At 40.1% G+C, this 21609-nt stretch carries 23 protein-coding genes; 18 read left to right on the forward strand and 5 right to left on the reverse strand.

All coding sequences use genetic code 11. The annotated features are described in order from the left end of the window. The 3 genes from FDK13_RS16720 to murQ form a co-directional block, all read right to left on the reverse strand. Nucleotides 1-333, reverse strand: coding sequence for a hypothetical protein (locus FDK13_RS16720; RefSeq protein WP_137341141.1), 333 nt, complete (start codon nucleotides 331-333; stop codon nucleotides 1-3). A gap of 151 nt (nucleotides 334-484) precedes the next feature. Then, nucleotides 485-1132, reverse strand: a complete 648-nt coding sequence (locus tag FDK13_RS16725) for a T9SS type A sorting domain-containing protein (protein WP_137341142.1) — start codon at nucleotides 1130-1132, stop codon at nucleotides 485-487. Nucleotides 1133-1321: 189 nt separating this feature from the next. Beyond that, on the reverse strand, nucleotides 1322-2125 hold the full coding sequence (gene murQ, locus FDK13_RS16730; protein ID WP_137341143.1) for an N-acetylmuramic acid 6-phosphate etherase: 804 nt from the start codon (nucleotides 2123-2125) through the stop codon (nucleotides 1322-1324). A gap of 338 nt (nucleotides 2126-2463) precedes the next feature. Between murQ and ilvD the strand changes: the two genes are divergently transcribed. The 17 genes from ilvD (at nucleotide 2464) to FDK13_RS16815 (ending at nucleotide 18962) form a co-directional block, all read left to right on the forward strand. Then, the gene (gene ilvD / locus FDK13_RS16735; RefSeq protein ID WP_137341144.1) at nucleotides 2464-4149 is read left to right on the forward strand and encodes a dihydroxy-acid dehydratase; all 1686 of its coding nucleotides are present in this window, start codon (nucleotides 2464-2466) and stop codon (nucleotides 4147-4149) included. Between the two features lie 34 nt (nucleotides 4150-4183). Next, complete coding sequence (locus tag FDK13_RS16740) at nucleotides 4184-4420, forward strand: CopG family transcriptional regulator (protein ID WP_137341145.1); 237 nt, start codon at nucleotides 4184-4186, stop codon at nucleotides 4418-4420. Continuing rightward, nucleotides 4417-4749 carry a type II toxin-antitoxin system PemK/MazF family toxin gene (locus FDK13_RS16745; RefSeq protein WP_137341146.1) on the forward strand — a complete coding sequence of 111 codons (333 nt, stop codon included), beginning with the start codon at nucleotides 4417-4419 and terminating at the stop codon, nucleotides 4747-4749. The genes FDK13_RS16740 and FDK13_RS16745 overlap by 4 nt, the downstream gene beginning before the upstream one ends. 17 nt (nucleotides 4750-4766) lie before the next feature. Further along, on the forward strand, nucleotides 4767-4979 hold the full coding sequence (locus tag FDK13_RS16750; RefSeq protein WP_137341147.1) for a hypothetical protein: 213 nt from the start codon (nucleotides 4767-4769) through the stop codon (nucleotides 4977-4979). A gap of 43 nt (nucleotides 4980-5022) precedes the next feature. Continuing rightward, complete coding sequence (ilvB, locus tag FDK13_RS16755; protein WP_137341148.1) at nucleotides 5023-6783, forward strand: biosynthetic-type acetolactate synthase large subunit; 1761 nt, start codon at nucleotides 5023-5025, stop codon at nucleotides 6781-6783. A gap of 54 nt (nucleotides 6784-6837) precedes the next feature. After that, nucleotides 6838-7371: an acetolactate synthase small subunit gene (ilvN, locus tag FDK13_RS16760; RefSeq protein WP_137341149.1), complete on the forward strand. Its 534-nt coding sequence runs from the start codon at nucleotides 6838-6840 to the stop codon at nucleotides 7369-7371. 62 nt (nucleotides 7372-7433) lie between these two features. Then, complete coding sequence (ilvC, locus tag FDK13_RS16765) at nucleotides 7434-8480, forward strand: ketol-acid reductoisomerase (protein WP_137341150.1); 1047 nt, start codon at nucleotides 7434-7436, stop codon at nucleotides 8478-8480. 96 nt (nucleotides 8481-8576) lie between these two features. After that, a complete protein-coding gene (gene ilvA, locus FDK13_RS16770) occupies nucleotides 8577-9833 on the forward strand; it encodes a threonine ammonia-lyase IlvA (RefSeq protein WP_137341151.1) in 1257 nt (418 codons plus the stop codon). Nucleotides 9834-9844: 11 nt separating this feature from the next. Then, on the forward strand, nucleotides 9845-10147 hold the full coding sequence (locus FDK13_RS16775; RefSeq protein WP_137341152.1) for a nucleotidyltransferase family protein: 303 nt from the start codon (nucleotides 9845-9847) through the stop codon (nucleotides 10145-10147). A gap of 11 nt (nucleotides 10148-10158) precedes the next feature. Next, on the forward strand, nucleotides 10159-11007 hold the full coding sequence (locus FDK13_RS16780) for a helix-turn-helix transcriptional regulator (RefSeq protein ID WP_137341153.1): 849 nt from the start codon (nucleotides 10159-10161) through the stop codon (nucleotides 11005-11007). A gap of 72 nt (nucleotides 11008-11079) precedes the next feature. After that, a complete protein-coding gene (locus tag FDK13_RS16785; protein ID WP_137341154.1) occupies nucleotides 11080-11286 on the forward strand; it encodes a DUF2683 family protein in 207 nt (68 codons plus the stop codon). A gap of 538 nt (nucleotides 11287-11824) precedes the next feature. After that, a complete protein-coding gene (leuC, locus tag FDK13_RS16790; RefSeq protein ID WP_137341155.1) occupies nucleotides 11825-13228 on the forward strand; it encodes a 3-isopropylmalate dehydratase large subunit in 1404 nt (467 codons plus the stop codon). Between the two features lie 139 nt (nucleotides 13229-13367). Then, complete coding sequence (locus FDK13_RS16795; protein ID WP_137341156.1) at nucleotides 13368-13739, forward strand: GxxExxY protein; 372 nt, start codon at nucleotides 13368-13370, stop codon at nucleotides 13737-13739. A 130-nt stretch (nucleotides 13740-13869) separates the two neighbouring features. Then, nucleotides 13870-14466 (forward strand): 3-isopropylmalate dehydratase small subunit, encoded by a 597-nt coding sequence (gene leuD / locus FDK13_RS16800; protein ID WP_137341157.1) that lies wholly within the window; start codon nucleotides 13870-13872, stop codon nucleotides 14464-14466. An 81-nt stretch (nucleotides 14467-14547) separates the two neighbouring features. After that, nucleotides 14548-16131 carry a hydroxymethylglutaryl-CoA lyase-like TIM-barrel protein gene (locus tag FDK13_RS16805; protein WP_137341158.1) on the forward strand — a complete coding sequence of 528 codons (1584 nt, stop codon included), beginning with the start codon at nucleotides 14548-14550 and terminating at the stop codon, nucleotides 16129-16131. Between the two features lie 304 nt (nucleotides 16132-16435). Next, complete coding sequence (gene leuB, locus FDK13_RS16810; RefSeq protein WP_137341159.1) at nucleotides 16436-17506, forward strand: 3-isopropylmalate dehydrogenase; 1071 nt, start codon at nucleotides 16436-16438, stop codon at nucleotides 17504-17506. A 301-nt stretch (nucleotides 17507-17807) separates the two neighbouring features. After that, nucleotides 17808-18962 carry a 2-isopropylmalate synthase gene (locus tag FDK13_RS16815; protein WP_137341160.1) on the forward strand — a complete coding sequence of 385 codons (1155 nt, stop codon included), beginning with the start codon at nucleotides 17808-17810 and terminating at the stop codon, nucleotides 18960-18962. A gap of 140 nt (nucleotides 18963-19102) precedes the next feature. On the opposite strand, the gene purU is transcribed toward FDK13_RS16815, so the two are convergent. Beyond that, on the reverse strand, nucleotides 19103-19936 hold the full coding sequence (gene purU, locus FDK13_RS16820; RefSeq protein WP_137341161.1) for a formyltetrahydrofolate deformylase: 834 nt from the start codon (nucleotides 19934-19936) through the stop codon (nucleotides 19103-19105). Between the two features lie 132 nt (nucleotides 19937-20068). Here purU and msrC point away from each other — a divergent pair, with 132 nt between their 5' ends. After that, entirely contained in the window at nucleotides 20069-20554 is a 486-nt protein-coding gene (gene msrC / locus FDK13_RS16825) for a free L-methionine (R)-S-oxide reductase MsrC (protein WP_137341162.1), read from the forward strand. Here the strand turns inward: msrC and FDK13_RS16830 are convergent, their stop codons facing one another. Next, nucleotides 20555-21475 carry a sugar phosphate isomerase/epimerase family protein gene (locus tag FDK13_RS16830; RefSeq protein ID WP_137341163.1) on the reverse strand — a complete coding sequence of 307 codons (921 nt, stop codon included), beginning with the start codon at nucleotides 21473-21475 and terminating at the stop codon, nucleotides 20555-20557. Between the last annotated feature and the right edge of the window lie 134 nt (nucleotides 21476-21609).

Raw genomic sequence — 21609 nt, forward strand, 5'->3', positions numbered from 1 at the left:
CTACCAGCATTTCTCTGGCAATCCTGACCTTCTTTTTTTTCTTCTCCAAAATATCTTTGCAGGTTTTTCTTTTGGTATTTTATTGCCGGCAATAACTATATTTTCTTCCAGAAACAGTTGCTTAATTTCTGTTACAGAGCAGTCAAACTGGATAGCCAAGGTTTCGATTTCAAGACATTTATTTAAGTACCTGTTTATCAACTCATGCGCCTTTACCCTGGTAAGAGCTCTTTTCCTGGGATAATTTGTTATAATTTCTGACTGGTAGATTCTCAATATTTGAATAACTTCTTCCAAATCGGATGCCCTTATCCTAATAATGGACTCCTCCACTTCGTGTAATTTTTGGAAATATATGTTGGCTAACAGACACAAATAGCCTTCCGTTTTCTGCTCTCGTCAGTTCGACACGAAATGTGCTTTTTTTCCTTTCCAGCACTTCTGCTTTTAATATTTTCTCCATGATAGTTTTAATTTCAGAAAATCATTCAACCACAACCTTCATCATTTGCACCTTTATACCGTCGTCAGAAATAACTTTTAATTGATAAAAACCCGGTTTCAAAGGACCTTTTGGATGCACAGTGATATCATTGGTATTATTTGTAATGGTCCTCGAAATTGGTATTTGATTTCCTTTTGTGTCCATAATTCTTACCTCAAAAGATTTTGTGTTTTCTATTGATAAGGGAAACACACCATCACCAGGATCGGGGAAAACCATTAGAATTCCCAGTTCTTGTCCGCTTACGGCAATCACTCTGGAATATTGAAAAGCTCCATCCTTATCTATTTCCTTTAACCGATAATAAAGGGTGCTAAAAGCCGGTAGTTCATTATCATCAAAACAATAGTTGATTTGCGTTTTGGAACCCTTGTCTCCTTTCACAATTCCTATAGTTTGGAATGATTTTGTATCTAAACTTTTTTGTACTTCAAAACCATTAATATTATTCTCCGAACTTGTTATCCAATTCAGCGTTAAAATATCTTTCTCAATTTTTGCTGAAAACGATATAAGTTTAACTGTTGCCCTCATTGGGGTAATTCCATTGGCCACGACCTTTGGATTTTCACAATATTGAATAAGAAAAACGAGACCGAAAAAATATCTTAGGTATATGGTTTTCATAAAAATAATAGCATGTAACAATTAAAAAATCTCATCCCCAAACCGTTGTTCATTTAAAACAACCGCCTGAAAATGAGATTAAATCTACGTTCTTACTTTTTAAGAAAAATGACTACTTCAAGTTATCTTCTGTTTTATGCAAACAAATCGTGTAAAATTCTTAATTCGATTATAGCATACCTTTGAAGACTATTTCCTTACCGCCTCAATTGCTCCACGAACACTACCATATTGATCCAGCAATGATTCCGCTTCATCCGGAGAAACGCCTAATTCATCTATAATCATATGGATCGCACGATTCACCAGTTTTTCATTAGTCATCTGCATATCCACCATTTTATTTCCTTTTACTTTTCCGAGACGGATCATGACAGATGTTGAGATCATATTCAATACCAACTTTTGGGCAGTACCTGATTTCATTCTTGTACTTCCTGTCAGGAATTCCGGACCAACAACAACTTCTACCGGGAATTGACACGCCTCGGCTACCGGTGATCCGTTATTACAAACCACACAACCCGTCAACAACCCAGCTTTTCTTGCTTCATTCAATCCGCCGATAACATAAGGCGTGCGGCCGGAAGCCGCAAGTCCGATTAAGGTATCATTTTCCGTTAAATTATATGGAGCTAAATCAATCCAGGCCTGATTCCAGTCGTCCTCCGCATTTTCAACGGCTTTTCTAATAGCAATATCACCGCCAGCAATAATTCCTACCACCAGATCAAACGGAACGCCAAAAGTCGGAGGACATTCGGAGGCATCTACAACGCCTAAACGACCGCTCGTTCCGGCACCGATATAAAATAAACGACCACCTTTTTTCATACGCGGAACAATCTCCTCAATCAACGCTTCAATTTGCGGAATTACCTTTTGAACGGCATTGGGTACTGTCTGATCTTCCCGATTTATAGAGTTCAAAATTTCATTGATACTCATCTGATCGAGATCATTATATAGAGACGAAGATTCGGTTGTTAGCATGGAATGTTGCATTGATTTAAATCCAAAATTAATTATTTTCTCTGAACGAACCTTTACCAAATAAATAATATGGGATTTATCTAAGTATATCTGCAAAAAATTGCCCCAAAATTTGGAAAATAAAAAGATAGGCTCCTAATTTGTAACAGGATTTAAGAGTTAGCGAAATTTCGCTAAACAGCAAATTTCCGTTTTTTGATTGATTTATGTTAACAGCACGTTTAATCTTCCTCCTGATTGTAGTCACGCCCCAGGCGTGAGTGGGATGTTAACGGTATATACCTGCACCTCACTCACTAGCTGAGTGAGGTGTTTTTTTTATTTTACAAAAATTCACCATGGCGACAGAACTAAACAGATTTTCAAAAACCTTAACCCAGGAAGTTACTAATCCGGCAGCTCAGGCGATGCTTTACGGTATTGGATTAAAAGAAGAGGACATGGCAAAACCGCAGATCGGGATTGCCAGTACAGGTTATGAGGGAAACCCTTGTAACATGCACTTAAACGGACTTTCGGTTTATGTAAAACAAGGAATCACGGCAAATGACATGGTCGGTTTGATCTTCAATACCATTGGAGTTTCCGATGGTATGACAAACGGAAACGATGGTATGCGTTATTCACTTCCAAGTCGTGACATCATCGCGGATTCGATTGAAACCGTTGTGGCTGCGCAATGGTATGATGGGGTTATCGCCGTTGTAGGTTGTGACAAAAATATGCCGGGCGCTATTATGGCCATGGCACGTCTTGACCGTCCAGCGATTATGGTATACGGCGGAACAATTCGTTCAGGACATTATAAAGGACAAAAACTGGATATCGTTTCTGCTTTTGAAGCACTTGGTAAAAAGTTTGCAAACAATATTTCAGACGAGGACTTTAAAGGCGTAATACAAAACTCAATTCCTGGCCAGGGTGCTTGTGGTGGTATGTACACTGCCAATACAATGGCTGCTTCAATCGAGGCGATGGGATTAAGTTTGCCTTTCAGCAGTTCTTACCCTGCAACACATACAGGTAAACAGGAAGAATGCAAAAAAATAGGAGCAGCAATGAAAAACCTGCTTGAACTGAATATTACGCCAAGAGATATTATTACGAAAAAATCGCTTGAAAATGCGTTAACACTGGTTATGGCATTGGGTGGTTCTACAAACGCAGCATTGCACTTTCTCGCGATTGCCCGCGCAGCAGATCTTCCTTTAACATTGGATGATATCCAGGAAATCTCTAACAAAGTTCCGTTTATCGCCGATCTTAAACCAAGCGGTAAATACTTTATGGAAGACATCCTTGAAATTGGTGGCGTTCCTGCGGTAATGAAATATTTGTATTCAAAAGGAATGATTCACGGTGACTGTTTGACTGTAACAGGTAAAACATTGGCAGAAGATTTAGCCGAAGCACCGGATCTTAATTTTGAAAACCAGAAAATTATTTTCCCTCTGGAAACTCCGATCAAAGCATCAGGACATATCCAGATATTGTACGGTAACCTTGCACCAACAGGTTCGGTTGCAAAAATTACGGGAAAAGAAGGTTTGACGTTCGATGGCGAAGCAAAAATCTGTGAGCATGAATCTGAGATCATTACCATGCTTTCCAAAGGAGAAATCAAAGAAGGCCACGTTGTCGTAATCCGTAACGCAGGACCGAAAGGCGGACCAGGTATGTCAGAAATGTTGAAACCAACCTCTGCCGTCATGGGAGCCGGGCTTGGAGATAAAATTGCATTGATCACAGATGGTCGTTTCTCAGGTGGAACACACGGATTTGTGGTAGGACACATTACTCCGGAAGCATTTGACGGTGGCCCGATCGCACTTGTGAAAGATGGCGACAGAATTACAATTGACGCAAACACCCGCCAGCTTATTGTTCATATTTCTGATGAGGAAATGGCGACACGTAAAGCAGCATGGGTTCAACCAGAGCCAAAATTCACAAAAGGAATGTTGGGAAGATATATCCGCACGGTAAAATCTGCCAGTGAAGGATGTGTTACTGACGAAGCGTAAATATTTTTTATATTTACAAAAAGTATTTACGATTATGCAAATCACATACACAAGTAAACTGCCGGATACTGTTTTGAAGGAATTAGAAACAGTTGCCAGTAAATTGAAAACAAGTAAAAAAGACGTCATTGAAACGGCTTTGAACCTGTATTTTGAACAGATTAAAAAGGCCGAATACGTGGCCTCTTTTAAAAAGGCAAAGGGAGATCAGGAGATAATTGAGCTTAGCGAAGATGGCTTAGACGATTATCTGAAAATGATTGGGGAATGAAGCAAAAAGATATCTGGTGGGCTGACCTTAATCCGGTTAAAGGAAGCGAACAGCAAGGAAGAAGGCCAGTTGTCATTATTAGTGGGAATACGATGAATGATCATTTGGATGTTGGAATTGCTTGCCCGCTCTCATCCAAAATAAAGAATTTTGCCGGATGTGTGATAGTAAAAAAAGGCAAAAAAAGTGGCTTAGATCAGGATTCCGAAATTATAACTTTTCAAGTCAGGACAATTAGTAAAAGCCGACTCGTAAATAAAATTGGTCAAATAACCGAAGATGAATTACGTCAGGTAAAGATTGGCCTTAATGAAATTTTGACATATTGAAAGAATAAAAAACGCGAATGGAAAGACATACATTCAAATTGGATAGAACAGCTTTTCATGCCGGAACGCATGAGGAAACTGAAAAATACTATGCGAAAAATCAGCCAAAAACGTCAATCGAAAGATTGATGCCCGCTAACTATCTCAATAGTATTGCTTTCCAATTTGATTTGAACAATCCTCCGAAAATGGACAGAACTGTTTTCGCGATGCGAAAACACGAATTATAAAATTGAGATTGAAAAAATTCATCCGACTAAATAAGTAGAGGTCATGGAATTTAATGAAAACCAAACACAAACAGCCGGAATCGCTGAGCAGCCAGTTTCGGTAGCAGCACCAGAACTGATCAACGGTTCTCACGCACTGATCCAGTCATTGATCGCCGAAGGCGTCAAAACGATTTTTGGATATCCGGGCGGGGCAATTATGCCCGTTTACGATGCTATTTATGATTATCAGGAACAAATTAATCATATTCTCGTACGTCATGAACAAGGTGCCGCACACGCTGCCGAAGGATTTGCCCGTATTACCGGTGAGGTTGGGGTATGTTTGGCTACATCAGGCCCCGGTGCTACGAATCTTGTTACAGGAATTGCAGATGCAATAATTGACTCTACACCAATGGTTTGTATTGTGGGTCAGGTTGGATCTCATTTGCTGGGAACGGATGCTTTCCAGGAAACGGATATTATGGGTGTGACCATTCCAATCACAAAATGGAACTACCAGGTCACCAATCCGGACGAAATTCCTGAAATTATTGCAAAAGCATTTTATATAGCAAAGTCTGGCCGTCCGGGACCGGTGCTTATTGATATCACAAAGGATGCACAACAGAAACTGATGTCTAAACCGTTTGTACATAAGAAATGTGAAAAACTGCTTAGCTATCGTCCGCGTTTGTCGCCAAAAGAAGACCAGGTTGAAGCAGCTGCAAAGCTTATAAATGAATCAAAACGCCCGTTTTTGTTTTTCGGGCACGGTGTACAGATCGCCGGAGCCGAGCAGGAATTGTTGAAATTCATAGAAAAAACTGATGTTCCTGCGGCCTCAACACTTTTAGGACTTTCGTCTGTTTCTGTTGATCATCCGAATTATGTGGGCTGGTTGGGTATGCATGGAAACTATGGTACCAATGTTCTTACCAATCAATGTGATTTGATTATCGCAATCGGTATGCGTTTCGATGACCGGGTGACAGGAGATTTAAGCCGTTACGCAATGCAGGCAAAAATTGTTCATATCGAAATTGACCCTTCCGAAATTGATAAAATAAAGAAGGCCGATGCTCCGGTTGTTGGTGATGCCAAAAGGGCTTTGGAAATGCTTTTGCCGCTGGTGAAAGAAAATAATCACGAAGCATGGAGAGCAGAATTCAAGAAATTCGATGCGATTGAAGATGAAAAAATCACGCAGCCGGAACTTGCTCCAACGACGGAAAAAATAAAAATGGCGGAAGTTATCCGTACACTTTCCGATAAAACAAAAGGTGAAGCGGTAATTGTAGCAGATGTTGGTCAGCACCAGATGATGACTGCTCGTTATTATCAGTTCAAAAAACCAAATTCCTTCATCACTTCTGGTGGATTAGGAACAATGGGTTATGCCTTGCCGGCAGCTTTTGGGGCGAAAGTAGGGGCATCTGACCGTGAGGTTGTTGCGATTATTGGTGATGGATGTTTCCAAATGACGATTCAGGAATTGGGAACAATTGCTCAAAGCGGTTTGCCTGTTAAGATCATCATTCTGAATAACAATTTCCTTGGGATGGTCCGCCAGTGGCAACAACTTTTCCACGCAAAACGCTATTCATTTGTTGAGTTGCAAAATCCTGATTTTATCACAATTGCAAAAGGTTTTGGTATCAACGGACATACCTGCGGTGCAAGAGAAGATCTTAACGATTCGCTTGATAAAATGCTTGCTTCCGACAAACCATATTTATTGGAAGTATTGGTTGAAAAAGAAGAAAATGTATTCCCAATGGTTCCAACAGGAGCTTGTGTAGCGGATATCAGACTGGAATAATGTAAATGAGTTTTCACAATCACTTGCATTTTTTCACTAGACATTAAAAGTATCATGACAACTTACACCATTTGCGTATTTACGGAAAATACGATTGGGATATTAAATAAGATCACAACCATTTTCACCCGTCGCCGTATCAATATTGAAAGTCTGACGGTTTCGGAAACGGAACGTAAGGGTATTTCCCGCTTCACCATCGTCATTCGTCATGAATCACGCGAAGCTGTAGAAAAACTGGTTCGCCAGATCCGTAAGATCATCGAAGTGCTTGCTGTTTTCGGTTATCTGAACGACGATATCGCTTACAATGAAATTGCGATGTTTAAGATTTCAACACCAATCGGAGCAAAACCGCTTGATATTGAAACGATTAACAAAGTTTATAAAGCCTGGGTTGTGTACTGGCATTTGACTTATGTGATCATTCAGAAAACGGGTACGGAAGAAGAAATTTTTGAATTCTTCAACTATATCAAACCACACGAAATCCTTGAATTTGTACGCTCAGGACGGGTAGCGGTAAGCAAATCTCCCCAAACACTGGTAGATTACCTACCGGAAGCGGAGTGGGAATATTATATGTAGTAACATAATTTTCATAGTATTGTCTTTTATTTTGTAGTAATCAATAATTCAATTAATAATCAATGGCAAAATTAAATTTCGGCGGGGTCGAAGAAGAAGTAGTTACCCGCGAAGAGTTCCCACTAGAAAAAGCTCGCGAAGTACTATCTACTGAAACCATTGCCGTGATCGGATACGGTGTTCAAGGTCCTGGTCAAAGCTTAAACATGCGTGACAACGGATTTAACGTAATCGTTGGACAACGTAAAGGTGGTAAATCATGGGATAAAGCGATTGCTGACGGATGGGTTCCTGGCGAAACACTTTTCGAACTTGAAGAAGCATTGCAAAAAGGAACAATCATTTGCTATTTGCTTTCTGACGCTGCTCAAATTGAGTTGTGGCCTACGGTTAAAGCGAATCTTACTGCCGGTAAATCATTGTATTTCTCACACGGTTTCGGTGTAACATATAAAGACCAGACTGGAATTATTCCTCCTGCTGACGTAGATGTATATCTTGTAGCGCCAAAAGGATCAGGAACTTCTCTTCGTCGTTTGTTCGTAGAAGGAAAAGGTTTGAACTCATCTTTCGCTGTGTTCCAGGATGCAACGGGTAAAGCACGTGAAAAATGTATCGCAATGGGTATCGGTGTTGGTTCAGGATATTTGTTCGAAACTGATTTCTACCGCGAAGTAACGTCTGACCTTACAGGAGAGCGCGGTACTTTGATGGGTGCTATTCAGGGGATTTTTGCTGCACAGTATGAAGTTCTTCGTTCAAACGGACACACGCCATCCGAAGCTTTCAACGAAACCGTTGAAGAATTGACTCAATCATTGATGCCTCTTGTTGCTGAAAACGGTATGGACTGGATGTACGCAAACTGCTCTACAACAGCGCAGCGTGGTGCTCTTGACTGGTGGAAACCTTTCCGTGACGCTACTAAACCTGTTTTCGAACAACTTTACAACTCAGTAAAATCAGGCGAACAAGCTACGATCTCCATCACGCGTAACTCACAACCTGACTACCGTGTGAAATTGGAAGAAGAATTGGCTGAACTTCGTGAATCAGAAATCTGGCAGGCAGGTGCTACGGTACGTAGCCTTCGTCCAGAGCGCGGATAATAATAATATTCTTGACCTTACAGGCCTCAAAACCTGTAAGGTTTTAATAAATTTAAGCCTTTACGAAATAATCGTAGGGCTTTTTTCTTTCCAGACATGTGTTCATCTTCATCCACTCCTACCTTAGACAACATTTTTCTCGCTGCCGAACGGCTTCGAGGAATCATAAATCATACTCCATTACTTTATAATGCTCATTTATCGGAGCAGTATGAAGCGAATATCTATTTAAAAAGAGAAGACCTTCAAACGGTTCGATCGTATAAAATCAGAGGCGCTTATAATAAAATGGCAAGTCTGAGTGCGGAAGCATTAGCGGGTGGTGTGGTTTGCGCCAGTGCAGGAAATCATGCGCAAGGCGTTGCTTATGCGTGCCGGAAAATGGAAGTAAAAGGTGCCATTTTTATGCCAACCACGACACCGGCTCAAAAGGTAAAACAGGTTCGTTTGTTTGGTAAAGAATGGGTTGATGTGCATTTGGTGGGTGATACTTATGACGACGCATACCATGCTTCTGTTGAATATCAAAATGCAAATAATGCCACTTTTGTCCATCCTTTTGATGATTTACAAGTCATTGAAGGACAAGGAACTGTGGGATTGGAAATATTCAAAGATGCCAATTTCAGAATCGATTATCTGTTAATGGCGATTGGTGGTGGCGGATTAGCTTCCGGTATCTCAACTGTTTTCAAGCAACTTTCTCCAAAAACGCAATTAATTGGTGTGGAGCCGCTAGGTTCTCCAACGATGCAAAAATCAATTGAAGAAGGTCATGTGGTTACGCTTGATCACATTGACAAATTCGTGGACGGAGCGGCTGTTCGTCGTGCCGGAGATATCACTTTTGAGATTTGCAGTAAGAGTTTAGATAAGGTTTTACTGGTTCCGGAAGGAAAAGTTTGCTCGACAATTCTTCAACTTTACAACGAAGAAGCCATAGTAGCCGAGCCGGCTGGCGCATTAACTGTTGCCGCGCTGGATATGGTGAAAGATGAGATCAAAGGAAAAAATGTAGTCGCCTTAATCAGCGGTGGCAATAATGACATTACACGCACAGAAGAAATTAAAGAGCGTTCGCTGCTTTACGAAGGATTAAAACATTATTTCATCATCCGTTTCCCACAGCGTTCCGGGGCGTTTCGCGAGTTTTTGAATGTACTTGGTCCGAATGACGATATTGCAAGATTTGAATATGTGAAGAAAACAAACCGTGAACAAGGACCAGCATTAGTAGGAATCGAATTGAAAAATCGTGAAGATTTTGAGCCTTTAATCGAACGAATGAATGAAAATCGGGTTGTGTATGAATATTTGAATGACCAGCCGGATTTGTTTCAGTTTATGGTTTAAAAGCATTTCAAATGGAATATACCAAATCTCAGATCATTGATATTATAATATCCATTAAACCCGACCTTTATAGATTTGGTGTTGAAAGATTAGGATTGTTTGGGTCATTTGTAAGAGAGGAACAAAACGAAGAAAGTGATGTTGATTTCGTTGTTGAATTTCAACCAGGCATGAAAAAATACCGCAACTATCTTAATTTGGCTGATTTTTTGGAAGAAAATCTTAAAAAAAAAGTTGATCTACTAACTTGGGAAGGCATGGCTCCATTTGTCCAACGCGAGGTAAAAAAAGAAATAGAATACATTGATATTTAATTCAAAACCACTTGCTACGCGTCCCATCCCACATAAGCTCCCAAGAATTTGAATCCTTAAAGATTCAGGACATGACATTTGTTGCCTATCGCAATGAAGTATACCCATCCCGTTACGAGGTATTTTTTGAGGAACATGCAGTAATTGTGGTGTTGGAAGGTGAAAAGAAATTCAGCAGCCCGACACAGGAAGTTTATGTTGAAAAAGGAGATATTCTTTTTATTCAGCGCGGTTTTTACCTGATGTCTGAATCAATCAATGAATCGTATAAAAGTCTGGTTTTCTTTTTTGATGAAAAGCTGCTGAAAGAATTTGTAAATCTTCATCCTGAGTTATTCAATCCGGAAGAGGCAACAACTACACTTGAAAACCCGATTTTACCACTAAAATCGGATGAGAATTTTGAAAAATTTATTCAATCCGTTTTTCCCTATTTCAAGTCAAGAACAGAGTTAAAAAACCATTTTCTCCGGTTAAAATTTCAGGAATTACTTTTGCATTTACTCGAATTAGATTCTTCAAAACAGCTTCGGGCTGTTCTTTACAGTTTGTTTATCGGGGAAAAGGTAGATCTGTCTTTTTTAATGAACAGTTATTATCTCAAACCACTTACTTTAAACGAGCTCGCCAGATTATCCGGCAGAAGTTTGTCTGCTTTCAAACGTGATTTTCAGGATGAATTTAAAACTTCACCTGCACTTTGGCTTAAAAATAAAAGGCTGGATTATGCTGACTTTTTGTTAAGAAATAATACGAAAAACGTTACGGAGATTAGTACGGAAATTGGCTATGAAAGTGTGTCGCATTTTATAAAAATGTATAAGGAAAAGTTTGGGGTGACTCCGAAGAAACATGGTTGATTTTAGTGTAATTATATTCTGAGTCAATTTATTATCTTTGTATATCTACTTTAATACATAACTATACACAACTTGGAATCACTAATCATTCACCCAACAAAAGAGCAAGAAAAAGCAATTATTGCTTTTCTTGAAGCTATGCACGTTCCTTTTGAAAAAAGAAACGACTTGCTTCCAAATCATGTAATCGCAGGTATAGAAAAGGGCCTGAAAGATGTGAAGGATGGAAAAACAATGTCGTTTAACGAATTTAAGCATAGACGTTCCTCTCTAAGATGAGGTATGAAATTGTTCTAACACAAACTGCAATTGAAACGTATGAATCAATTTTTGAACAAATCCGGGCCGGATGGGGAGATAAAGTTGCGGATAAGTTTGAAATAAAGATGTTTGAAACACTAAATCAAATCTCTCAAACACCTTTAATTTTTAAGTCTATTTCGGAGAATCCAAGTGTACGAAAAGGACTAATAAATAAAAATTGCTCGTTCTTCTATGAGGTTAATTCTTTCGAAATTTACATTCTTTTCTTCTGGGACAACGACAGGATTCTATATCAGTTTAGCACCCCGCGGACTGTACAATTCCTATCTATTTTTGAAAATTTCCCCGAAATCAATAAAGATTTCCGCTCAATCCACCTTTTCAAACCAAAAACACTATTTTTTGAACGTTTCCCGTTATACTTATTTCAAGTATTCTGATGAAATTTGTTTCCCTGATTATTTTATCGGTCGCATTCCGGTTTAAGTAGCTAGTTTTCAGCTACAAATCAGTAAAATTTAATATTAGTTACCTATTTCACCATAAATTGAGAATGAGTAATCAAGCGAGTACCCTTTTTGACAAAGTGTGGGATTCACACGTTGTTCGTAAAATTGAAGATGGTCCTGACGTATTTTTTATCGACCGTCATTTTATCCATGAAGTAACCAGCCCCGTTGCTTTCCTGGGACTTGAAACCAGAAATGTTGGTGTTATTTATCCAAACCGTACTTTCGCAACGGCTGACCATAACACACCTACTATCAACCAGCACCTTCCGGTACAGGATCCACTTTCAGCAAAACAGCTGGATGCATTGGAGTCAAACTCGGCAAAATACGGTATTTCGCACTGGGGTCTGGGTAATGTAAAAAATGGTATCGTCCACGTAGTTGGACCAGAAAATGGTATCACGCTACCAGGTATGACGATTGTTTGTGGTGATTCACACACATCTACGCACGGCGCATTTGGCGCTATTGCTTTCGGAATTGGTACTTCTGAGGTTGAAATGGTACTTTCCTCTCAGTGTATTATGCAGCCAAAACCGAAAAAAATGCGTGTAAACGTAAACGGTAAATTAGGTAAGGCGGTAACGCCGAAAGACGTTACCTTATATGTTATTTCAAAATTGACAACAGCGGGCGCGACAGGATATTTCGTAGAATATGCTGGTGACGTTTTTGAAAATATGTCCATGGAAGGCCGTATGACGGTTTGTAACATGAGTATCGAAATGGGTGCCCGTGGTGGTATGATCGCTCCTGACCAGACTACTTTCGACTATATCGAAGGTCGCGAACAAGCTCCCAAAGGCGAGAAATGGGATAAAGCATTAGCTTACTGGAAAACTTTAAAAACAGATGAAGGTTCTGTTTTTGACAAAGAATATACTTTCAACGCAGAGGATATCGAGCCAATGATCACATACGGAACAAATCCGGGAATGGGTCAGGGGATTTCACGTAATATTCCTACATCAGAACAAGTTGAAGGCGGAAAAGCAACATACGACAAATCATTGAATTACATGGGCTTCCATGAAAATGAGTCGATGTTGGGCAAAAAGATTGACTACGTATTTATCGGTAGCTGCACAAACGGCCGTATCGAAGATTTTCGTGCTTTTGCATCCATCGTAAAAGGACGTAAAAAGGCAGATAACGTAACTGCATGGGTTGTTCCGGGTTCACACATTGTTGAAGCCCAGATCAAAGAAGAAGGAATTCTTGACATTCTAACCGAAGCAGGTTTTGAACTCCGTCAGCCTGGCTGCTCTGCATGTCTTGCGATGAATGATGATAAAATCCCGGCAGGAAAATATGCTGTGAGTACATCAAACCGTAACTTCGAAGGTCGTCAGGGCCCGGGTTCACGTACGCTTTTGGCTAGTCCGTTGGTGGCGGCGGCGGCGGCGGTAACGGGAGTTGTTACTGATCCTCGTGATCTGTTGTAACTGGTGAAGGTTACACAGAGGTTCTCAGAGAAAAAAAGAGAACCACAGAGGTTTTTTGAACAAATATTACTAACCTTTTTCGTGTGACCTAGATATCAGTTTGTGGTCTATGATGTTGAATCATAACCACAAAGTAATAATGGAAATTAATGAAATTACCGGAGATATTATCGGATGTTGTATTGAAATTCATAAGGAATTAGGTCCAGGTTTACTTGAATCGGCTTATGAAGAATGTCTGGCCCACGAATTAAGTAATTCGGGTTTGTTTTTTGAAAGGCAAAAGCCATTACCTGTTCGCTATAAAGAAATTCAAATCGAATATGGTTACCGCATGGATTTCATCGTTGAAAATCAGGTAGTAGTAGAATTAAAAAGTGTTGAAATAATTAATAACGTTCACACAGCTCAAATTCTCACCTATATGAGATTTTCCGAAATGAATGCAGGTCTGCTAATCAATTTCAATGTTTCAGTATTGAAAAACGGTATAAAAAGATTTATAAATTGAAAGATTGCACAGAGAACCATATAGTTAGAAAATGATATTTACAGAGATTGTTAGCTTATTAAATAAAAATCTCTGTGTCCCTCTTTCAACCTCCGTGAACCTCTGTGTAACCTAAAAAACATCAATAAAAATGGCTTACGATAAATTCACCATATTAAAAAGTACGGCAGTTCCTTTGCCGATTGAAAACGTTGATACGGATCAGATTATACCGGCACGTTTTCTTAAAGCTACAAAACGCGAAGGTTTTGGAGACAATCTTTTCAGAGACTGGCGCTATAATGGCGACGATACTCCGAAACAGGATTTCGTATTAAACAACCCGATTTATTCCGGTAAAATCCTTGTTGGCGGACGCAACTTCGGAAGCGGATCAAGCCGCGAGCATGCTGCCTGGGCGATCTATGACTACGGATTCCGGTGTGTGGTTTCAAGTTTCTTTGCTGATATTTTTAAAGGGAACTCGCTGAATATCGGAATTTTGCCGGTTCAGGTTAGCGAAGAATTCCTGGATAAAATATTCCAGGCAATTGAAGCTGATCCAAATGCAGAGCTTGAAGTAAATCTTCCTGAGCAGACAATCACAATTATTGCCTCAGGCGAACAGGAATCTTTCGATATCAACGGCTACAAGAAACACAATATGGTCAATGGTTTTGATGATATTGATTATCTGCAAGCGATGAAGAGTGATATCACTGAATTTGAAGCACAAAGACTATATTAAAATGGCTTTCAGCAATCGGCTTTCGGCAATCAGCTTTCCGCTGTATTAGCCGACGGCTGACCGCCGACCGCCGACCGCCTCATGAATAAACGCTATATAGAAATAATGGATACGACACTCCGGGATGGTGAACAAACCTCCGGAGTGTCTTTTTCTGCATCTGAAAAGCTGACAATTGCTCAGCTTTTATTGCAGGAGGTAAAAGTAGACCGCATCGAAATTGCATCGGCGCGTGTCTCTGAAGGAGAATTTCAAGCTGTAAAGAAAATTACAGATTGGGCAAACGAAAACGGTTTTATTGATAAAATCGAAGTACTCACTTTTGTAGACGGAGAAGCGTCTATCAACTGGATGCTTAATTCAGGTGCCAAAGTCATGAACCTGCTTACCAAAGGTTCATTAAACCATCTCACTTTTCAATTAAAAAAAACTCCACAGCAGCATTTTGAAGATATTGAGCAGGTCATCGAACTTGCACAATCCAAGGGAATAAGCTGCAATGTTTATCTTGAAGATTGGAGCAATGGCATGCGAACTTCCCGTGAGTACGTTTTCGCCGCGCTTGACTTTTTGACAAAACAACCTGTAAAACGAATTCTTTTACCCGATACTTTGGGCATTCTTACGCCTTCTGAATCGTACGAATTTGTAAAATCAATCGTCGATCGTTATCCAAATCATCATTTTGAGTTTCATGCTCATAATGATTATGATCTGAGCATTGCTAACGTGATGGAAGCGATTCGTGCCGGTGCACATGGACTTCATTTGACAGTAAATGGCATGGGCGAAAGGGCTGGAAATGCTTCTTTGGCCAGTACAATTGCAGTTATAAAAGATTTCATGCCGGAAGTTGAAACTTCGGTTGTTGAAAGATCTCTATATAAAATTAGTAAGATTGTTGAAACGTTTTCGGGAATACGAATTCCTTCCAACCGACCGATTGTTGGCGAAAGTGTTTTTACACAAACCGCTGGTATTCATGCAGATGGAGATAAAAAGAACAATCTCTATTTCAGTAATCTGATGCCGGAGCGCTTCGGAAGACTGCGTTCTTATGCTTTGGGTAAAACTTCCGGGAAAGCGAATATTGAGAATAACCTGAAAGATATCGGGATCACATTGTCTGATGCAGACCTTAAAAAAGTTACTCAGCGAATCATTGAGCTTGGCGATAGGAAAGAGGTTGTAACGCCGGAAGATCTTCCTTACATCATTTCTGACGTACTGGATAGCAGCGCGATCGAAGAAAAGGTTGTCATTCTAAATTACGTTTTGACGCATTCGAAAAATCTTAAACCATCTGCAACTTTACAGATTACTTTTGGCGACGAGATTTATGAAGAAAATGCCCAGGGTGATGGTCAGTATGATGCATTCATGAATGCGTTGAAAAAGATCTACGCTAAAAAAGGAATTTCCTTGCCGATGTTAACGGATTATACCGTGCGAATCCCGCCGGGTGGAAAGACGGATGCACTTTGTGAAACGATCATTACCTGGGAAATAAATGGTAAGGACGTAAAAACCAGAGGTTTGGATTCTGACCAGACGGTTTCTGCGATTCAGGCCACGCAGAAAATGTTGAATTTGCTGGGTGTTCCGAGCGCTCTTGATCTGAATTCAAAATTGGAAGAAGTTAATTCAGAATTTCAAAAAGTGTAAGGTAAACAGGTTGGTTAATTCGGTTATGCCACCCTGCGCGGGCCACCCTTTCAGGGTTGTTCCCCCGATATAAAATCGTCCCTATTTCTATAATAATGTCATCCCTTCGGGATTGTCAACACGCAATTTTAATCCCGAAGGGATGATATTATTATTGAAAATTGGTTCAATCCTGCCGGTTCAAAGCCCCGTAGGACGGGCTATTAACTTGATAACGAATTCTATAAATCTAAATCAAAAACCATAATAAAACCCGTTGCACCTTATTCAACCGGCCAACGGATTGTAAATTTTAACCATAAAAATGAAGAAAAACATCTTAATAGTACCTGGTGACGGAATCGGGCAGGAAGTTACAGAAGTTGGAAAAAAAGTTTTGATTAAAATTGCTGAAAAATTCGGGCACGAATTTATTTACGACGAAGCATTAATGGGTCACGTTGCAATTGAAGCAACCGGAAACCCGCTTCCAGACGAAACTTTGGAAAAAATGCGCGCTTCCGATGCGATTTTATTCGGAGCTGTTGGTCACCCAAAATATGATAACGATCCAACTGCAAAAGTTCGTCCGGAGCAAGGTTTGCTTAAAATGCGTAAAGAACTGGGTTTATATGCCAATTTACGCCCAATCAAACTTTTTGATGAACTATTGGGAGCTTCTTCGATTAAACCTGAAATCCTTAAAGGTTCTGATATCCTGTTTTTCCGTGAATTAACTGGTGATATCTATTTTGGAGAAAAAGGCCGTAAAAACAATGGAGATACCGCTTACGATATCGCGGAATATAGCCGTTATGAAGTAGAACGTATCGCCCGCAGGGCATTTGAAGCAGCTCGTACGCGTAGCAAAAAATTGTGTTCTGTTGATAAAGCAAACGTTTTGGAAACAAGCAGACTATGGCGTGAAGTTGTTCAAGCGCTTGCTCCTGAATATCCGGATATTACCGTAGAACACCAGTTTGTTGACTCAGCTGCAATGATGCTTATCAAAGATCCACGTCGTTTTGATGTGGTTGTTACAGCGAATTTATTCGGTGATATCCTGACTGACGAAGCAAGTCAGATTGCCGGATCCATGGGAATGTTGGCTTCGGCTTCGGTAGGAGACAGCACGGGAGTTTATGAGCCAATTCACGGTTCAGGACATGATATTACAGGCATGGGCGTTGCCAATCCAATGGCTTCGGTTCTTTCTGCGGCTTTGCTTCTTGACATTTCTTTTGGCTTGAAAGAAGAGTCAGATGCAATTATTTCTGCAATTGAACAGGTTTTGAAAGCTGGTTTCCGTACACGCGATATCGCTGACTCAACAACGGCTCCTGAAATGATCCTGGGTACTGATGCGATTGGTGAAGAAATCTTAAAACGTATTTAATATAAAAAATTAGATTCATTATAAAATATATCTTTTTTTGAATTTTCATTAAGAAGATTTGTTCAACCAAAATCTTCTTATTACTTTGCAGAAGAAAATCACAGTTAGCGAATTTTCGCAAGATATATTGAACATGAAATCACACGACAATTGCATTTTTCTGCTCCTTCAGACCAATCCCTAAGATTGAGAAAGGCATTGTCTTGAATAGATATAAAACCCTTTCTCTCAAACGGAAAGGGTTTTATATTGTCTTAAAATTAGTAAATTCGTAATTCAATCTTTAATCAAAGTACCCACAATGAGTCAGCGAGTTCAAATCTTCGACACTACCTTACGCGACGGCGAACAAGTCCCTGGAAGCCAATTGACAACGGAAGAAAAGATAATTGTAGCCACACAACTCGAAAAGCTTGGTGTAGACGTAATTGAAGCTGGATTTCCTATTTCAAGTCCTGGTGATTTCAGGTCTGTCATGGAAATATCCAAAGCTGTCCGTGAACCGATTATCTGTGCACTTTCCCGTGCAGTGACTGGTGATATTGATGCTGCCGGCGATGCCTTGCAATTCGCAAAACGCGGTCGTATCCATACAGGAATTGGATCATCTGATATTCATATTCAGCACAAATTCAATACGACGAGAGAAAAGATTATTGAAAGAGCGATTGCTGCTACTAAATATGCCAAAACAAAGGTAGAAGACGTAGAGTTTTATTGTGAAGATGCGGGAAGAGCTGACCTTGTATTTCTTGCACAACTGGTCGAAGCCGTGATTGCTGCCGGTGCTACGGTTGTAAATATTCCTGATACAACAGGGTACTGCTTACCAGAAGAATATGGCGCAAAAATTAAATATATTTTCGAAAACGTAAAAGGAATTCATAACGCAACAATTTCTATTCACTGTCATAATGATCTTGGTTTAGCGACTGCTAACTCACTGGCTGGTATCCGTGAAGGTGCGCGCCAGGTTGAGGTTACCATGAATGGAATTGGAGAGCGCGCCGGAAATACCTCTTTGGAAGAAGTGGTGATGGCTTTGAATGTTCATAAAGAATTAGGTTACGAAACAGGGGTGAATTCACAATTGATTTATCCTACAAGCCAGTTGGTTTCAAAAATGATGCGTATGCCGGTTCAGGCCAACAAAGCGATTGTTGGACGTAACGCATTTGCGCATTCCTCAGGAATCCATCAGGATGGTTTCTTAAAAAATACGCTGAATTACGAGATCATGAATCCGCAGGATGTAGGTGTTGATAAATCGGATATCGTATTGACAGCGCGTAGCGGTCGCCATGCTTTGAAACACCGTCTAGAACTTCTGGGCTTCACTTTCGAGAAAGCGATCCTGGATGATCTTTACAAAAAATTCCTTGATGTTGCTGATTTGAAGAAAGAAGTTAACGATAAAGATTTAGTGGATTTGGCACGTACCGTTGTCATTGCTTAATATTTTTCATACATCATTTTGGATAATTACCTGAATTTGAATTTGATATTACAATGCTTTTTAGTATTATTACATAATCAATAACATCCATCAGATTACAAAAAGCCCTCGGTGAGTCTGACTAAGGGCTTTTTTCTTGTTTAAAGAATAATGGTTCTGTTGTTGTGAATGAAAACGCGGTCGTTGAAAACAAGCTTTAAAGCAGATGTTAATACCCGTTTTTCTGTATCTCTACCCAAAGTTGACATATCAGTAGCCGTTTGCCGGTGATCCACTGACTTCACATCCTGGGCAATAATTGGACCTTCATCCAGATCGTTATTCACAAAATGCGCTGTCGCGCCAATAATTTTCACCCCGCGTTCATAAGCCTGACGATATGGATTTGCACCAATAAATGCTGGCAAAAACGAGTGGTGGATATTAACAATGCGATCCGGGAAATGATTAACAAATTCTGGTGTAATGATCCGCATGTATTTTGCCAAAACCAGATATTCCGGGCGGTATACATCCAACGTTCTCAAAATCGCTTCTTCGTGTTCCTCGCGCGTTTTGTTTTCGTGAGAAATAAAATGAAAAGGTATTCCGAATTTACTAACCAGCGGCTGCAATGTGTTGTAATTACTTATCACGGCCAGAATATTGGCATCCAGCTCATCAAAAGCATAACGAAGCAATAATTCCCCCAGACAGTGATGTTCTTTCGTTACCAGAACGACGATGTCTTTTTTCTTTTTGGGGTTTAAACGAAGATTAATCCCGGCAGGCAATTCCTGTTTAAGAATCTGCAACAACTCAGTCGCATCAGTTTCTCCTTCAAACTCCGTACGCATGAAAAAATAAGCCGACGGACTTACGTATTCATCATTACGAATAATGTTTTGATTGTGCTCAAAAAGTACGCGGGTTACCTGATAAATGAGCCCTTTGTGATCGGGGCCGTCCATCAGCAATATATGGCGGTGATTCATTTGTTCAATTGATACGGAAAATAATGCGCTAAATAACACATTTTTAATTTCCGGCCTGTTAAAATTACCCGCTATTTGTCCAACTTTTTAAAAGAAATCACTGTTCAACTTACAAATAGTACATCCTAAGAAATGGCTGAAGAACTAATAATACCTGTCGGAACGGATCGTAAGGAAATTTACGAAGTCTTATTACCACAAATCAATAGTTTGATCGAAACAGAAAGTGATCTGACCGCAAACCTTGCTAACATCGCTGCCGCATTAAAAGAAGCTTTCGGATTCTTTTGGGTTGGTTTTTATGTAGCAAAAGAAGGACAACTTGTTCTTGGACCTTTCCAGGGACCGATTGCCTGTACGCGTATTCCCTTCCATAAAGGCGTCTGCGGCGCAAGTTATTCGCGGCAAAAAACAATTATTGTACCGGATGTTGATCAATTTCCCGGACATATCGCCTGCGCCTCTGCTTCAAAATCAGAGATCGTCCTGCCGGTTTTCCATAGAAATGGGACAGTAGCGATGGTTTTGGACGTCGACAGCGATCAGTTAAATGATTTTTCAGAAACAGATGCTGAAGGATTGCAAAGCATTTTAACGCTTTTGGAAAGAAAATTATAGTTATTTACTATAACGCTTTCTCAGCAAGTGCATCATAAAGACATTAATTCCCCATTGATCGGCTAATGGCTGGTTCGTGAATGGAAGCGTAGGCATATAGTGCGGAGGGCCAAATTCTGTCAAAAACGTAATTTGCTCTCCGCTTTTTATTTTTCTTTCTACAACAACATCCCACCAGGCCAAATGCGCCTTTAACGCAGATTCCCATTCAGGAGCGCGCGGATCATTAACCTGCGGCCCTTCCGGATGCCCGATACGCGCATGAATATGTCCTACTCGTGAAAGTGCCAGTTTAACCGTTTCTTCCTGATCTTCCAGCAAGGTTTCCGCCACATTACACCAATGCGAAATGTCCAGTGTTAACTTCAATTTCGGGTTTTTCTCAATAAAATTTCTGGCAATATGTGCTGCGAAAAGCATTCTTGCACGATGCGTTTCGTGATAAATCGGAATTCCGCTTTTCTCAGAAGCTTCACTCGTATGGTCTATAAATGCTTTATTCTGATCATAGCTGAAATGATCTCTTCCGCTATGGCAATTAATATAAAGTGGTTTGATTTCTGATTTGGTTGCTGCATCAATTGATTTTTTGAAAAAATCCAGATGCGCCGAATAATCTTTCAGGCCAGCTCCGCATAGAAATCCAACCTCTAAACCATGCTTTTTCAGGGCGGTAAATAATTCTTCCTGCTCCTTTTTACCTTGTGGCCACCAGAATTCCGCACCGTCATATCCTTCCTTTTTTGCAGCAGCGCAAAATGCATCAACACTTCCTTCATAACCCCAATTTGTCGCCAGGATTTTTAGAGAATTGGCATTGGCTTTTTCAAACATCCGTGAATTCTCCTTTGCAATTGTTTCTATGGATGCAAAAGTGCCTAACCCGGCCATTGAGGTATTAACAAATTGTCTACGATTCATTTCGTAATTGATTGTGAAAACAAATTAAATATATTAAACCCTTGACAGAATGCATTTTACAAATATTTCGGTGCGCTGCACCTTTACCGGCTAGAAGAATATTTGAGCTACAAATATTTCGCAGCTCTGCTGCT

This window comes from Dyadobacter frigoris, assembly GCF_005280585.1.
Taxonomy (GTDB): Bacteria; Bacteroidota; Bacteroidia; order Cytophagales; family Spirosomataceae; genus Dyadobacter; species Dyadobacter frigoris.